This is a genomic window from Paraburkholderia sp. (genome assembly GCF_024281035.1).
Classification (GTDB): domain Bacteria; phylum Pseudomonadota; class Gammaproteobacteria; order Burkholderiales; family Burkholderiaceae; genus Paraburkholderia.
Genome location: NZ_JAMXLH010000078.1, coordinates 151,426 through 166,074 on the forward strand (window position 1 = coordinate 151,426; position 14,649 = coordinate 166,074).

The 14,649-nt window shown below is 63.6% G+C and carries 12 protein-coding genes and 1 pseudogene; 5 read left to right on the forward strand and 8 right to left on the reverse strand.

Annotated features, from left to right (window positions below; all coding sequences use genetic code 11):
- The first annotated feature begins 207 nt into the window (after positions 1 to 207).
- The 4 genes from Q0L30_RS25425 to Q0L30_RS25440 all read left to right on the forward strand — a co-directional run bounded on the left by Q0L30_RS25425 (position 208) and on the right by Q0L30_RS25440 (position 4,085).
- Positions 208 to 1,455, forward strand: a complete 1,248-nt coding sequence (locus tag Q0L30_RS25425) for an MFS transporter (RefSeq protein ID WP_296663710.1) — start codon at positions 208 to 210, stop codon at positions 1,453 to 1,455.
- Positions 1,456 to 1,517: 62 nt separating this feature from the next.
- A complete protein-coding gene (locus Q0L30_RS25430; RefSeq protein ID WP_296663558.1) occupies positions 1,518 to 2,345 on the forward strand; it encodes an NAD(P)-dependent oxidoreductase in 828 nt (275 codons plus the stop codon).
- A 276-nt stretch (positions 2,346 to 2,621) separates the two neighbouring features.
- The gene (locus Q0L30_RS25435; RefSeq protein WP_296663560.1) at positions 2,622 to 2,891 is read left to right on the forward strand and encodes a MoaD/ThiS family protein; all 270 of its coding nucleotides are present in this window, start codon (positions 2,622 to 2,624) and stop codon (positions 2,889 to 2,891) included.
- Between the two features lie 33 nt (positions 2,892 to 2,924).
- Complete coding sequence (locus Q0L30_RS25440) at positions 2,925 to 4,085, forward strand: exo-alpha-sialidase (RefSeq protein WP_296663562.1); 1,161 nt, start codon at positions 2,925 to 2,927, stop codon at positions 4,083 to 4,085.
- Between the two features lie 45 nt (positions 4,086 to 4,130).
- Here the strand turns inward: Q0L30_RS25440 and Q0L30_RS25445 are convergent, their stop codons facing one another.
- The 8 genes and pseudogenes from Q0L30_RS25445 to Q0L30_RS25480 form a co-directional block, all read right to left on the reverse strand.
- Positions 4,131 to 5,483, reverse strand: a complete 1,353-nt coding sequence (locus Q0L30_RS25445; protein ID WP_296663565.1) for a TRAP transporter large permease — start codon at positions 5,481 to 5,483, stop codon at positions 4,131 to 4,133.
- A gap of 6 nt (positions 5,484 to 5,489) precedes the next feature.
- A complete protein-coding gene (locus Q0L30_RS25450; protein ID WP_296663566.1) occupies positions 5,490 to 5,969 on the reverse strand; it encodes a TRAP transporter small permease in 480 nt (159 codons plus the stop codon).
- A gap of 178 nt (positions 5,970 to 6,147) precedes the next feature.
- Positions 6,148 to 7,137 carry a TRAP transporter substrate-binding protein gene (locus Q0L30_RS25455; protein WP_296663568.1) on the reverse strand — a complete coding sequence of 330 codons (990 nt, stop codon included), beginning with the start codon at positions 7,135 to 7,137 and terminating at the stop codon, positions 6,148 to 6,150.
- A 366-nt stretch (positions 7,138 to 7,503) separates the two neighbouring features.
- Positions 7,504 to 8,673 carry a porin gene (locus Q0L30_RS25460; RefSeq protein WP_296663571.1) on the reverse strand — a complete coding sequence of 390 codons (1,170 nt, stop codon included), beginning with the start codon at positions 8,671 to 8,673 and terminating at the stop codon, positions 7,504 to 7,506.
- Positions 8,674 to 8,799: 126 nt separating this feature from the next.
- Positions 8,800 to 10,548, reverse strand: coding sequence for an L-arabinonate dehydratase (gene araD / locus Q0L30_RS25465; RefSeq protein ID WP_296663573.1), 1,749 nt, complete (start codon positions 10,546 to 10,548; stop codon positions 8,800 to 8,802).
- 139 nt (positions 10,549 to 10,687) lie between these two features.
- Positions 10,688 to 11,104: pseudogene (locus tag Q0L30_RS25470) on the reverse strand (ATP-binding cassette domain-containing protein); the annotation flags it as partial.
- A gap of 186 nt (positions 11,105 to 11,290) precedes the next feature.
- On the reverse strand, positions 11,291 to 12,871 hold the full coding sequence (locus Q0L30_RS25475) for an aldehyde dehydrogenase (NADP(+)) (RefSeq protein WP_296663577.1): 1,581 nt from the start codon (positions 12,869 to 12,871) through the stop codon (positions 11,291 to 11,293).
- 35 nt (positions 12,872 to 12,906) lie between these two features.
- Positions 12,907 to 13,845, reverse strand: a complete 939-nt coding sequence (locus Q0L30_RS25480; RefSeq protein WP_296663580.1) for a dihydrodipicolinate synthase family protein — start codon at positions 13,843 to 13,845, stop codon at positions 12,907 to 12,909.
- Between the two features lie 182 nt (positions 13,846 to 14,027).
- On the opposite strand from Q0L30_RS25480, the gene Q0L30_RS25485 reads away from it, so the two are divergent.
- Positions 14,028 to 14,225, forward strand: a complete 198-nt coding sequence (locus Q0L30_RS25485) for a hypothetical protein (RefSeq protein WP_296663583.1) — start codon at positions 14,028 to 14,030, stop codon at positions 14,223 to 14,225.
- The last annotated feature ends 424 nt before the right edge of the window (positions 14,226 to 14,649 follow it).

Genomic DNA, 14,649 nt, shown 5'->3' on the forward strand with positions numbered 1-14,649 from the left:
CTTTTCCACCCATAGAATGTTGCCTGACATAGCGACCCCTCAAGGTCAGCCAGGGCCATCAAGGATACGCAGTTGCACCGCGCGCGATCCATCGAGGGACCGCACCAAGCCACGGCAAACCGACCGCGCGCGACCGCCAAAAGCAGGAGACACGCAGTGCAACGCAAGACAGTCAAGGGGCTTCGGTGGTGGATCATCGGCCTCATCATGATCGGCACCATCTTCAACTATCTCGCGCGCAGTTCGCTCTCGGTCGCGGCTCCCACACTCACTCAAACGCTCCATATGAGCACGCAGCAGTACGCCTATGTCGTCATGGCGTTCCAGGCTTGCTACGCGCTTGCGCAACCGGTCGCCGGATTCGTGCTCGACACCGTTGGCGTCAAGTTCGGCTTTGCGATCTTCGCATTCGGCTGGGCTGCCGCCAACATGCTGCACGGCCTTGCGACCAGCTGGCCATTGCTCGCTTTTTTCCGCGGCATGCTGGGCGCAAGCGAAGCCGCGATCTTCCCCGCCGGAATGAAGGCGATCAGCCAGTGGTTCCCGGCGAAGGAGCGCTCGGTCGCGACCGGCTGGCTCAACACGGGCACATCGGTGGGCGCGATGATCGCGCCGCCACTCGTCGTCTGGTGCATCCTCCGGTACAACTGGCAGCTCGCGTTCGTGCTGACCGGCGGCATCGCGTCGATCTGGGTCGCGCTGTGGCTCGTGTTTTTCCGCACGCCCGAAGAGCACCCGATGCTTTCGTGCGAAGAAGCCCGGTACATCCGCGCGGGTCAGGAGCGGGGCCGGCAGGCGACGGCTGGCAAGCGTACGTCATGGAAAGCGGTGCTCAAGCAGCGCCGTTTCTGGGGCATCGGCATTCCCCGCATGCTCGCTGAACCGGCCTGGCAAACCTTCGGCGCGTGGATTCCGCTCTACATGGTCACCGTGCGCCACATGGACCTGAAGGAAATCGCACTCTTCGCGTGGATGCCGTTCCTCGCCGCCGACCTCGGTTGCCTGACCGGCGGCTATCTGGCGCCGCTCTTCATGCGCTGGTTCGACTGCTCGCTCATCACGTCGCGCAAGCTCGTCATCACGACCGGCGCGCTGTTGATGATCGGGCCAGCCTGCGTCGGCCTCGTGGCCAGCCCGTATGCGGCAATCGCGCTCTTCTGCGTCGGCACGTTCGCGCACCAGACCATTTCGGGCGCCCTGTTCACGTTGGCCGCCGACGTCTTCGGACAACACGAGGTAGGCACCGCAACCGGTCTCTCGGGCATGTTCGGCTACCTCGGCGCAACCGTGTTCTCGCTGATCGTCGGAGCGCTCGCCGGCACCATCGGCTACAGCCCGCTGTTCGTCTGCCTGATGCTGTTCGATGTGATTGGCGCAATCGTCGCCTGGCGCCTGATCTGCGCCCCGCAAAAGATCGACGCTGCCATCCCGGGCGTAGAGCAAGCGACGGCCTGAATTTTCGGCCAGGGCCCTTCGGCGCACCGGTTTTCCGCGTTTTTATGTGAGGTAACTCCACTGTGAAGAAAGTTGCATTGACCGGCGCGGCTGGCCAGCTCGGCACCGTGCTGCGCCGGGCGCTCCTCGCCCGCGGCGTGAACCTGCGCTCCGCAGCCGGTTCGAAGCCGCTCACACCGATCGTGGACGGCGAGGACGTCATGCACGGCGACCTGCGTGAGCGCGCGGTGGTCGATCGCCTGCTCGAAGGCGTCGATGTGCTGATCCACATGGCCGGCACGAGCGTCGAGCGCCCGCTTCCCGAGATCATCGAAAACAACCTGCGCGGCCTCGTCGAGGTCTACGAAGGCGCACGCCGCCACGGCGTGAAGCGCATCCTGTTCGCCAGCTCGAATCACGCGATCGGCATGTATCCGGTGGAAGAGAAACTGACGCTCGACTGCGCGTTTCGCCCGGACGGCTTCTACGGTCTCAGCAAGGCGTGGGGCGAATCGCTCGCGCGGCTCTACTGGGACAAACACGGCATCGAGACCGTGTGCGTGCGCATCGGCAGCTGCGTTCCCGAGCCAACCGAGTTCCGCCATCTGAGCACGTGGCTCGGCCACGACGATCTGATGCAACTCGTGGACCGCGTTATCAACGTGCCGGAAATCGGTTTCGCTATCGTGTGGGGCGTTTCGAACAATACGCGCAGCTACTGGGTGCAAGAAGGCGCGAACAACGACGCCGAACGGCTCGGCTATCTCCCGCAGCAAAACGCCGAGGACTACGCGGGAGAAATTCTCAAGAAGGAAAATCCGCTCGATACCGTGGCGCAGCGCTACCAGGGCGGCGGATTCGCAAGCATCGATTTCACGCCGCCAGAAGCGCGCGGCAAGCACGGAGAGTGATCGCGCGCGAACCATCTGCGCCACGCCACGAAGCCGATTTCCCCGGCACAGGTAAAAAGCGCCCATACTCGCGCGCTTTTTTTGCCTTCAGTTTCCGTTGCACAATTTTCGCGCGTGGCGTTGCCTATCGGAATCCGGCGTCGTATCCCATTTTTTCCGCACTGGCGCAATGACGCGCAGCCTGCTCGCTTGTGCAGTGCAACGTCTCGAAGCCAACAGCAGATCGCCTAAACTACAGAACCATCGGACCCGGCTACGCCCGTGCGGCGACCCGCCATGGCGCACATCTTCTTCGCGGCATCGATTCAGCGGCATATCGCGACACCCGAGCGTGAGATCGACGCACGCACGCTTCACGATGCGTTCGAAGCCGTGTTTGCCGAGCAGCCCAGGCTGCGCGGCTACATCCTTGACGATCAGGGCTTACTGCGGCGGCATCTGGCCGTGTTTATCGACGGACATCCGGTGCGCGACCGGCAACGTCTGTCCGATGCACTGGGCGAGGAAAGCAGGATTTACGTCGTGCAGGCGCTATCGGGCGGATAAGGGATTCCATCCGGAATCGAGGAGAGACTCGACATGAGCGATCGATTGCTTGTCGCTACCCGCAAGGGACTGTTCATTCTGGAAGCCGATGGCGCGAACGGCTGGAAGCTCGGTGAGCCGCATTTCATCGGCGAACCGGTGAGCATGGTGTTGCCCGATCCGCGCGACGGCTCGCTGTATGCCGCACTCAATCTCGGCCATTTTGGCGTGAAGCTGCATCGCCGTCGCGCGGGCGTGGCGCAATGGGAGGAATGCGCGGTCCCCGTCTACCCGCCTCAGCCTGCAGAGGCGACGAATGACGCTAACGGCTCGAACCCAGGCAATCAAGGAAGCACGGACAATACGAGCGCGACCGCGCCGACTCCACCCTCACCCGCGTGGACGCTTCAGCAGATCTGGTCGCTCGAGCCTGGCGGCCCGGACAAGCCCGGTGTTTTGTGGGCTGGCACGATTCCGGGCGGGCTCTTCCGTTCCGCCGATCGAGGCGATACATGGGAGCTGAACCGCGCACTGTGGGACCGTCCCGAGCGTCGCGAATGGTTCGGAGGCGGCTATGACGCACCCGGCATCCATTCCGTGATGATCGATCCGCGCGACAGCGATCACGTGACGATTGGCGTGTCGTGCGGCGGCGTCTGGCAAAGCACGGACGGCGGCGCGACCTGGCGCGTGAGTGCTGAGGGAATGGAGGCCGACTATATGCCGCCCGAGCGGCGCGGCGATGCCAACGTGCAAGACCCGCACCGTGTCGTGCAGTGCGCGGCCAACCCGGATGTGCTGTGGACGCAGCATCACTGCGCGATCTTCCGCTCGATCGATGGCGCAGCGCACTGGCAACGTATCGAAGCACAGCCATCGAGCTTCGGCTTCGCGGTTGCAGTGCATCCGCACGAACCGGACACGGCCTGGTTTGTGCCGGCCGTGAAAGATCAGTATCGGATTCCGGTGGACGCACGCTTCGTTGTTACGCGCACGCGCGACGGCGGCCGCACATTCGAGCAATTCTCGAAAGGATTGCCGGATGCACCGGCCTACGACCTCGTGTACCGGCACGGACTCGCTGTCGACGAGTCCGGCCAGCGCCTCGCGATGGGATCGACCACGGGCGGGCTATGGACGTCCAACGACAGCGGCGAAAGCTGGCAACTGATTTCAGCGCATCTGCCACCGGTTTATTGCGTGCGCTTTGGATGAGCGCGCGGCGCCACCGTGGCGCCGCACACTCACGTCTGGTTGCGGCTAGAACACCGGATGTCCGCTGATCAGACTCGGCAGCCAGGTTGAAAACGCCGGGAAATACGTGACGATATTGATCGCGCTGAAGATCGCGAGATAGTAAGGCCAGGCGATCCTGGTGGTCTCCCCGATCGATACGTCGCCGATGGCGCAGCCGATAAACTGCACCGAGCCGATCGGCGGATGCACGAGACCGAGCGAGCAGTTCAGCAGAATCATGATGCCGAACTGCACGGGGCCGACGTTGTAGTGCATCGCGAGCGGCAGAAACAGCGGCGTCGTGATCAGGATGTGCGCGGCCATATCGACGAACGTGCCGAGAAAGACCTGGATGATATTGATGTACAGCAGCATGAGCCAGGGCACCGTGGTCGCGTGTTCGAGCAGGCTCTGGATGGCTTCCGGAATCTGGAGGTACGCCATCTGGAAACGCAGCATGTTGGACACGCCGATCAGGAGCAGCACCACGCCCGTCGTCCGGCCTGCGCGCGAGAGCGACTTGAAGAATTTCTCGCCCGACATGCTCTTGTAGAAAACGATCGTCAGCACGAGCGAATACGCCACGGCAATTGCGGCCGCCTCGGTCGCCGTTGCGATACCTTTCGCCACGCAACCGAGAATAATCAGAATGACGAACAGGCCCGGCAGCGCGCCGATAAACGTGCGGCCAACTTCGGTCCAGCCCGGGAATATCGTGATTCTGGTCGTACCGTCGGGGTGGCGCGGGAACCCGAAGCGCACGGCTTGCCAGTACGCGGTCAGCAACACGAAGCCCATCACCCACAGCACCGGTACGAGGCCCGAGAACATCAGGTCGCCGATCGACACGCCGCTCACCATGTTGCCGGCCACCATGCCGGTAATCCCCTGGGCGGCCAGCGCGTAGATGATCATGTTGGTCGAGGTCGGCATCAGCGCGCCGGCCAGCGACGAGTGCGTGGTCACGTTGACCGCGTACGCGGCGCTGTAGCCCTCGCGCTTCATGAGCGGAATCACGACGCCGCCCATCGCCGAAGTATCGGCCGTGGGCGAGCCGGACACGCCGCCGAACATCGTGCAGGCCACCACGTTGGCCATGCCCAGACCGCCGCGAAAATGGCCGACGCTGGCCTGCGCGAAGCGCAGGATCCGGTCGGCGATGCCGCCGTGCAGCATCAACTCGCCCGAAAAGATAAAGAACGGGACGGCAAGAAACGAGAATGCATTGATGCCCGAGACCATCGATTGCATCGCGGTCGCGAGCGGCAGGCCTTCGTGGAGATACGTGAGCATGCATGCGAGGCCGAGCGAGAACGACACCGGCACCCCGAGCATGAGGAGAACGAGAAAACTAACGGAAAGGATGGCAAGTTCCATGGTCAATCAGGTCCGCTTGCGTGCGAACAGCTTCAGCAGATGTTCGAGGGAAAAGAGCACGATGGACACGCCGGCAATCATCGGGAGGTAATAACGCGTCGCTTCCGGTACGCCGATGATCGGAATCGGGTCGTCGCTGGTGGTGAAGGCCATTTCGTGGCAGCCCGCAACGATCGCGATCGAAAACGCGATCATGCACAGGTACTGGAACACGACGGCCGCCTTGCGGCCGCTGGGCGGAAATTTGTTGATCAGGGAATCGAGCCCGATATGACCGCCGTCGCGCACCTTGAGCGCAGCGCCGAAAAACGCGATTGCGATCACGAGCAGAAGCGCAATCGGTTCGACGTAGTCGGGCGCGTCATCGAACACGTAACGCATCACGACGCTGTAGAGCACCAGAGCGCAAAGCACGACCAGACAGCCCGAGGACAAAAACGTCAACCCGCGGGCAACCCAGTCGTTCAGCCGTTTCATGAAACTCATCTGACTTCCTCATCCATCGCACGCCGGAACGTCCCGCCCGCAACGGGCCGCAGACGCTTCCCCGCTCGCAGTGCAACAAGCCGGAACATCGCCCGGCATGGTTGCTGGAGCAACGTTCCGGCAGAGCACACTCAATGCATTCGAGACGCTCGATACACTCGACGCACTCACTTCGAAACTACTTGACTGCCTCGATCTCGTCGACGAGCTGCTTCATCTGCGGCGTCGATGCGTACTTCGCCCAGACCGGCTGCATGGCCTTCACGAAGGCCGGACGGTCGATCTGCGCGGCCGGGACGATCGTCGAGCCGCCCTTGGTGACGGCCTGGCGCGCTTCGGTCTCATGCGCGGTCCACAGCTTCACGTACCCCGGCACCGAGTCCGCAGCGGCCTTCCTGATCTGGGCCTGCTCCTGCGGGGTCAGCGTGTCCCAGATCTTCTTCGAGAACACCAGCACTTCCGGTGTCATCGCATGCCCGGTTTCCGAGTAGATCGGCGCGACTTCGTAATGCTTGGTTTCGGCGTACGACGAGATGTTGTTCTCGGCCGCGTCGACGAGGCCCGTCTTCAAGCCCGTGTAAACCTCGGCGTACGGCATCGGAGTCGGCGTGCCGCCCATGGCCTTGATCTGGTCGACCATCAGGTCGGACGGTTGCACGCGCACCTTGAGGCCCTTCATGTCGGCCGGCGAGTGGATCGCCCTCTTCGCGTACATCGAACGTGCACCGCTTTCGTAGAAGGCAAGCGCGACCATGCCCTTGGACGAGAACGCGTCGAGCAGCTTCTGGCCGACAGGGCCGTACATGACTTTGCGGAAGTGGTCGATGTCACGGAACAGGAACGGGAGTTCCGGAATCAGGGATTCCGGCACGATCGCGTTGAATGCCGAACCGTTCGCCCAAACCATATCGATCGCACCCACGCGCACCTGGCTGATCGTGTCGTCTTCCGAACCCAGCGCGCTATTGCCGAACACCATCATGGTGTCCTTGCCGCCGGTCTCCTGGCTGAGTTCCTGACCCATTGCCTTGAGCGTCACGACTGTCGGGAACGTATCGGCATGAACATTCGCCGCGCGGAACATGCGCGCCTCAGCGCTCCCTGCGCCGAATGCCAGCACCATGGCGGCGACCATCACCGAAACGCGGGACAGCGGAATCTTTTTCATCGTGCCTCTTCCTTGTAGTAGAACCATCGTCTGGCGACCGGAGCCACCCGGATGCGCGGCCCGGCCCCGCCCGGCCGCTATTGTTGTTTGACAACACGGAATTGTATAGACCTCGATATCAGCCGGATTCTAGTGAATACCCGCATGCCGCAGCCAGCCGAACACGTTATTTGATCGAAAACACAGGCGTTTTGACGCGGCTTACTCGTCAGGGACGGCCTCGGGAAGCCGTGCGAAGCCGCCCTAATCAGCCGGACATTTGATTGACAACTTTCATCCCGGTTGTCACTGTGGCTTGCTGACGCGGGGGCGTTACCGGCCGGTGCGAGGAGCGGCACAGCGCGTCACTCCTCGCTTCTCACGCCGTTAGAACGAGTGGTTGATGCCAAGCGTCACTGCAACCTGGTTGCGGTTGCCCGACTGGGTCGCCTCGGCGATGTTGGCCACCGCCCGGATCACCTTGCCGTTGCTGTCCACCGTCTCGCCGTTGGCGCGCTGGAACGCTTCCAGCACGTAGATCCGCGTGCGCTTCGACAGGCTGTACAACTGGGTCAGGTTGAACTGGTTATAGCTCGCCGGAGACGTGATGCCGTTGGCTCGCGTACCGCGCGTATAGGCGTAGCCCGCCGCGAAATCCCATGCGGTGGCGGGATGGTAGTGAAGCACCACGCCGCCCGTGTTGAAAATCGCCGTCGAGGCGAACAACGAGCCCGGACCCGCGACGTACTGCACATTCGAATACGAAACCGACACGTCGAACTTCGCATTGAACTGATAGCCGCCCGTCACCGCGAGGCGGTTCTGTGCCGCCGCGGTCTGGTAGCCCGCCGTAATCCCGGTGTTGCCCTGCTCGCCGGTGCCCGACCAGGCGGTCGAGGCGGAATTCCACGCGCCGCCGCCCGGCGTCGCGTTCTCGAAGCGCTCGTAGCCGATGCCGATACCGGCAGGACCCGCCCGATACTGCGCGGCGAGGCTCCAGGACTGGCCGCGCGTGAAGCTGCCTGCCTGGCCGCCGAGCGCATACAGCGCGCCGAACGTCAGTCCGGCGAAAGTCGGCGACTTGTACGAAACCGAGTTGCTGACGCGATAGTCGGTATCGAGGTTGTCGATATCGCCCGGGTGCGCGCCCAGTGCGCCGGTGAGCCAGTTGGTCGGGCTCCACGGAGCCAGCAACGTGTAGTACGGCGTGTACTGGCGTCCGGCCGTGAACGTGCCGTACGCGTCGTTGGTCAACCCGACCCACGCGCCGCGGTTGAACATCACGCCGCTCTTTTGCATCGCACCGTTGTCGGCGTTGAAGCCGTTTTCCAACTGGAAAATCGCCGCGGTGCCGCCGCCGAGATCTTCGCGCCCCCGCACGCCGAAGCGCTCGCCACCCCAGATGCCTTCGTTCAGGCCGAGGAAGGAGCCCTGCCCCTTGACGTTACTCAGGTACTCGACGCCCGTATCGATAATGCCGTACAGGGTCACGCTGCTCTGGGCCTGCGCGCCCATTGCAGCAAGACCCAACGCTGATGCGATGACTATCTTTTTCATCTGTACTCCTATATTTAGTTTTTGTGGTTTTAATACGACTTATTTACTGCGCTTGAAATCACTGGTCGAAACCGTCACAAGACGCGCCTCGCGTACGCCTTGTGACGGCCAGTGGAACCCGTATCGTCAGTGGATCTCGGGCTCGCCTCCTCCTCCGCAACTGCATCCGGCGCCATCACGCTGCAGGAAATCGAAGTCGCAGCCCTTGTCCGCCTGCATGACGTGCATCTGGTGCATCGCGCCGTAGCCGCGCGTAAAGCGCGGTTCGGGCGCCACCCACGAAGCCTTGCGTCGCACGAGTTCCTCATCGGAAACCAGCACATTCAGACGGCGTTCGGGCACGTTCAGCTCGATCATGTCGCCGTCCTGCACCAGCGCGAACGGACCGCCAACGAACGATTCCGGCGCAACGTGCAGCACGCAGGCCCCGTAGCTCGTGCCGCTCATGCGCGCATCGGAAATGCGGACCATGTCGCGCACCCCCTTCTTCAGGATCTTCTGCGGGATCGGCAGCTGGCCCCACTCGGGCATGCCCGGCGCACCGATCGGGCCCGCGTGCTGCAGCACGATCACGCAGTTTTCATCGATGTCGAGTTCCTCGCTGTCGACGCGCGCAGCCATGTCGTTGTAGTCCTTGAACACGACCGCCCGGCCCGTGTGCACATGCAAATGGGGCTCCGCGGCGCCCGGCTTGATCACGGCGCCGTCCGGCGCGATATTGCCGCGCAGCACGGCAAGACCGGTATCGCGCATCAGCGGGTTGGTGCGGCGGCGGATCACGTCGTCGTTGAAAATCCGTGCCTCGGCGATGTTCTCGCCCAGCGTCTTGCCGTTCACCGTGAGTTGCGTGCCGTCGATCAGGTCGCCCAGCTCCTTCAGCATCGCCATCAGGCCGCCTGCGTAGAAGAAGTCCTCCATGAGGAACTTGCCGGTCGGGCGGATGTTCGCGAGCACCGGCGTGCGGCGCGCGATGTCGTCGTATTGCGCAAGCGTCAGGTCCACGCCCGCGCGGCGCGCAAGCGCGATCATGTGGACGATCGCGTTGCTCGATCCCGAAAGCGCGAGGCAGGTCGTAACCGCGTTGTCGACGGATTTGCGCGTGATGATGTCCGAGGGCTTGAGGTCTTCCCACACCATGTCGACGATCCGTCTACCCGTCCTGGCCGCGAACTGTGCATGGCGCGAATCGACCGCCGGAATCGAGGCGTAGCCCGGCAACGTGAAGCCGAGCGCTTCGGCCGCGCTCGTCATCGTCGAGGCCGTGCCCATCGTCATGCAGTGGCCGGGCGAACGCGCAATGCCGCCTTCCACGCCCTTCCAGTCCTGCTCGGTGATCTTGCCCGCGCGCAGGTCGGCCCAGTACTTCCAGGTGTCCGATCCCGAGCCGAGCGTCACGCCGTTCCAGTTGCCGTTGAGCATCGGGCCCGCAGGCAGGAAGATCGCGGGCAAATCCACTGAAATCGCACCCATCAGCAACGCGGGCGTGGTCTTGTCGCAGCCGCCCATCAGCACGACGCCGTCCGCCGGATACGAGCGCAGCGTTTCTTCCGCTTCCATCGCGAGGAAGTTGCGGTAAAGCATCGTCGTGGGCTTCTGAAACGGCTCCGAGAGCGTCTGCACCGGCAATTCGACCGGAAAGCCACCCGCCTGCCAGATGCCGCGCTTGACCTCTTCCACGCGCTCCTTGAAGTGCGTATGGCACGGGTTGATTTCGCTCCACGTGTTGAGGATCGCGATGACCGGCTTGCCCGCGTACTCTTCGCGGTCGTAGCCCATCTGCGCCGTGCGCGAGCGGTGGCCGAACGAGCGCAGGTCGTTCACGCCGTACCAGCGATGGCTGCGCAGTTCTTCGGGGGTCTTGCGTTTCTTGCTCATCTTGCTTTGCTCCAGGTGTTTCTGTTAAGGCCGCCGTTGCCGGTCAGCGCCGCTCTTTCACGCGCGACGACGCGTGTTTGCGTATCGGATCCGGCGGTGAATAAAAGTGAGTTCGAATATGCCGGGCGTCGCAGCCGCGACGCGCGAGTGTCGGGTCGATACCGGTCATATACGAAAGCGTGAGCAGAAATGCGAAAGGAAAACCCGAGACGATCAGCGGAATCAGCACGCCCCAGCCGTTGTGCGTGAGACGAATTTCATCATGGGTGTAGAAATGCAAGGCATGCACCGCGAGCGGGAACCGGCCGCCCGGGCCGAAGTCGCTCAGCCTGCGGTCGGCGATCGGCACGGTGCCGGGCGTCACCGGAATCACATGCAGCGTCGTCACGAGTTTCTGGAACACCATACCGAAGCCGCGCTTTTCCGGCGGCGGGACGTCGATTCGCGTGTCGTCGAACCAGATGCTGGCGCTCGTGAGCGGCAAAAGTCCGGCGATGCAGTTGAGCGCAGTCGATTTTCCGCAACCCGACGGCCCGGGCAAAGCGATGCATTCGCCGCACCCATGCCGAGCGTCGCCGCGGCCGCCATACCGGGGGCCAGGAGTCTGGCCGGCAAGCGTCCTTCGAACATCGCGTCTCCTCCGATCCGTTTATGGAATTTTGCTCTGTGGCCCGCTTGTCTTTAGCCTCTATCGGGCGGCGGGCACAGGATGCCGAACCACACTACAAGTTGTCAAGCAACATTAGGCGCGCACCAGCTCGCCATCGCGCAACCGCCACAGCGCGAGCGGATTGTCGTCCTGCAACGCGGGCGGCAGCAGGTCCGCAGGCAGATCCTGATAGCAGACCGGGCGCAGGAAGCGCTCGACCGCCATCGTGCCCACCGACGTCGTGCGCACATCCGAGGTGGCCGGGAACGGCCCGCCGTGGATCATCGCGTGCGACACCTCGACGCCCGTCGGGAACCCGTTCGCGAGAATCCGGCCCGCCTTGCGTTCCAGCACCGGCAACAGACGGCGCGCCAGCGCGTAGTCGCCGCTGTCGATCTGCAACGTTGCCGTCAACTGCCCTTCCAGATGTTCGGCGACGCGCAGCAGCTCGGCCTCGTCGCGGCATGCCACGACGAGCGAAGTCGGCCCGAAGATTTCGTCGCCCAGCGCGTGCTGCGCGAGAAACTGCACGGCGCTTGTCTTGAACAGCATCGGCACCGCCGCACAGTGCGCGCCGGACTGCGTGCCCTGCGCGACGCGTTCGACACCGGCAAGCTGCGCGCGTGCGCCGACGGCGTCGCCATAGTTCGCGGCAATGCCCGCGGTCAGCATGGTCTGCGACGTCTTCTGCGCGAGCGCTGCAGCCGCATCGCTGACGAAGCGCTCCAGGTCGGGCCCTTCGAAGCCGAAGACGAGGCCCGGATTCGTGCAGAACTGCCCGACGCCCAGCGTCAGCGACTCGACGAAGCCCTTCGCAAGCGCTTCACCGCGCGCGGCCAGTGCAGCGGGCATCACGAACATCGGGTTGATGCTGCTCATCTCGGCATAGACGGGAATCGGCTCGGGACGCTGCGCGGCGACGCGCGCCAGCGCGAGGCCGCCGCCGCGCGAACCCGTGAAACCCACGGCCTTGATCGCCGGATGCGCGACGAGCGCCTCGCCCAACGCATTACCGCCGCCGAACAGAAGCGAGAACACACCCGCGGGCAGGCCCGCATCGGCGACAGCGCGCCGGATCGCGCGGCCCACCAGTTCGGATGTGCCCGGGTGCGCCGGGTGCGCCTTCACGACGACCGGGCAGCCTGCCGCGAGCGCCGATGCGGTATCGGCGCCAGCGACCGAAAATGCCAGCGGAAAATTGCTTGCGCCGAACACGGCCACGGGGCCGAGCCCGATGCGTTGCGCGCGCAAGTCGGAGCGCGGCAGCGGCTTGCGCTCGGGCAGCGCCGAGTCGAGCACGGCGCCGCACCAGCGGCCATCGCGCACGAGCGCCGCGAAGAGGCACAACTGGCCGACCGTGCGACCGCGCTCACCTTCGAGACGCGGCTTCGGCAGCGCCGATTCGAGATGTGCGCGCTCGATCAGCGCGTCGCCGATTTCGAGGATGCGCTCCGCAATCGCTTCGAGCAGCCGCGCCCTCGTTTCGAGCGGCGCGGCGCGAAACGGATCGAAAGCCTGCGCAGCCAGCGTGCAGGCGCGCTCGACATCGGCGGGGCCGCCGAGACCGAAGGCAGGCTCGATCGCCTCGCCGAGCGCAGGCGCGAAAGCGCGCATCTCGCCTTCGGTTCCGCGCACGGCGTCGGCGCCCAGCAACATGGTTCCGGATATCTGCATGTTCGCTCCGTGGATGCCTTCAGGACCGGCGGCGCTCATGCACGCGCTGCCTGAACCAGCGATTTCTCGAACGCAAGCAGCGCCTTCGCCGCCTGCTCGACGGCGGGCAGATCGGCTTCGGGCGTGCCGGAGAGCAGCGGCAGGATCGGGCCCATGTCGGCGATGCCGGTGAGCGTCACCGCGTCGTGCAGGACACGGATCAGCGAGATCTCGTCGCGCAGCGTTTCGAGCGGCATGAACGCATCGTAGAGGCACTGCGCTTCATCGGTACGGCCCGCCTTCACGGCGGCGAGCAGCGCCATCACCGCGCGCGGCGCGATGCAGCCCGAACCCGTGGTCCAGGCGGCAAGACCGAAATCGCGCACATGGACGATGGCCGGACGCTCGCCCATGCCCGAGACGAGCTTCGATGCGGGCACGCTCTGCAGCAGGCGGTGCAGATACGGGTCATTCGCCGGGTCTTCGCGCACGATTGCGTACTTCACGGAGACCAGCGTGCCCCGGTCGACGAGGCGCGCCAGCGTATCGACGTCCACATAGTCTTCGCTCTTGACGTAGAGCGTGAGCGGGATACCCGCTATGTCGGCAATCCGCGTGAGGCCCGCCTCGACGCCGGCCGGCGTCGTGAAGCGGCCGAACGGCAGCACCATCGCGGTCTTGTAGCTGGTCTGCGCGAGGATGCGCGCCTCGTCCCGCATCTTGCCGAAGTCCGGACCGATCGCGGGAATCACGCGCGTATCGGGACCGGCGAGTTCGGCGAGCATGTCAAGCAAGTCGCGGTATTCGCTAACGGCGACATGGTAGAGATTGGCATTACCGCCATAGAGCAGCGTGCGGATACCGCCCGCTTCCATGTGGCGGATCAGGCGGCGGTTTTCGTCGACGTCGAGCGAAAGATCGGGGCGGCGTGCCAGCGGCGGCACAGCCATCACCGTCGAGGCAAATTCGCTCTCGACAATCGGGGACACGTTCATGAGGCCTCGTGCGGGGTAGAGGGTTGTCAATAGCGTGCACGTTAGCATCCACCCCCATTGTTGTCAAACAACTTAGCTATTTGTTAGGGTTTGTCAGATACCCAGGGCCGTAATGTTTAGACACACATCGTTGCGAATATGAATGCCGAGGACGCAGACAATAGCGCCATGGGAGAACTGCAATGATCAAACGCCTTTGTGTAATCGCTAGTGTAGTCGCCGGAGTATTGGCATTGACCACCGGACTTTCGGGATGCGTGGTCGCCCCGCCTTACGCTTACGGACCCGCACCCGCATACGGATATGCGCCGGGTTACTACGCTGCGCCGTCCGTCGATGTCGGCGTCGGATTCTACGGAGGACATGGCTGGCGCCATTAAGCGCTCGTATTAAGCGCGCGTTCCACCGCCGCAAATCGTTTTCAATGTTTGTTTTCTGGTCAGCGGATAGTCTGGGTGACGCACGCGTTACGGCCTATCCGATCAGATAGCTGTGCACGGCAAGCGGGATAGCTAGAGTCAAGCGTATGCAATTTCGCCTGACTGATGGCCCGACTCATCACCCAACTTCAGCACCCGCAGCGCTGCACCGTCACCTGAGCGCGTAAGGTGCGTCGACATGTTTGGCGAAAGCAACACGTCGGCCCCTTTCTCTTCACCATGTCACCCGAGCATGGATCGGCCCGCAACCTCGCGGGCCTTTTTTTGTGCGCATACAAATTCCTATCAGACCTTGCGGATAGCCTTCGACTTTTCATTTTCGCCGCAGGACCGAATTGATCTGATTTTCAAGTTCGGAACGAGC

Coding starts and splice junctions, on each gene's coding strand:
- Q0L30_RS25440 (WP_296663562.1), top strand. CDS start 2,925: ATGAGCGATCGATTGCTTGTCGCTACCCGCAAGGGACTGTTCATTCTG.
- Q0L30_RS25475 (WP_296663577.1), bottom strand. CDS start 12,871: ATGCAGATATCCGGAACCATGTTGCTGGGCGCCGACGCCGTGCGCGGA.
- araD (WP_296663573.1), bottom strand. CDS start 10,548: ATGAGCAAGAAACGCAAGACCCCCGAAGAACTGCGCAGCCATCGCTGG.
- Q0L30_RS25435 (WP_296663560.1), top strand. CDS start 2,622: ATGGCGCACATCTTCTTCGCGGCATCGATTCAGCGGCATATCGCGACA.
- Q0L30_RS25455 (WP_296663568.1), bottom strand. CDS start 7,137: ATGAAAAAGATTCCGCTGTCCCGCGTTTCGGTGATGGTCGCCGCCATG.
- Q0L30_RS25460 (WP_296663571.1), bottom strand. CDS start 8,673: ATGAAAAAGATAGTCATCGCATCAGCGTTGGGTCTTGCTGCAATGGGC.
- Q0L30_RS25445 (WP_296663565.1), bottom strand. CDS start 5,483: ATGGAACTTGCCATCCTTTCCGTTAGTTTTCTCGTTCTCCTCATGCTC.
- Q0L30_RS25485 (WP_296663583.1), top strand. CDS start 14,028: ATGATCAAACGCCTTTGTGTAATCGCTAGTGTAGTCGCCGGAGTATTG.
- Q0L30_RS25450 (WP_296663566.1), bottom strand. CDS start 5,969: ATGAGTTTCATGAAACGGCTGAACGACTGGGTTGCCCGCGGGTTGACG.
- Q0L30_RS25480 (WP_296663580.1), bottom strand. CDS start 13,845: ATGAACGTGTCCCCGATTGTCGAGAGCGAATTTGCCTCGACGGTGATG.
- Q0L30_RS25425 (WP_296663710.1), top strand. CDS start 208: ATGATCGGCACCATCTTCAACTATCTCGCGCGCAGTTCGCTCTCGGTC.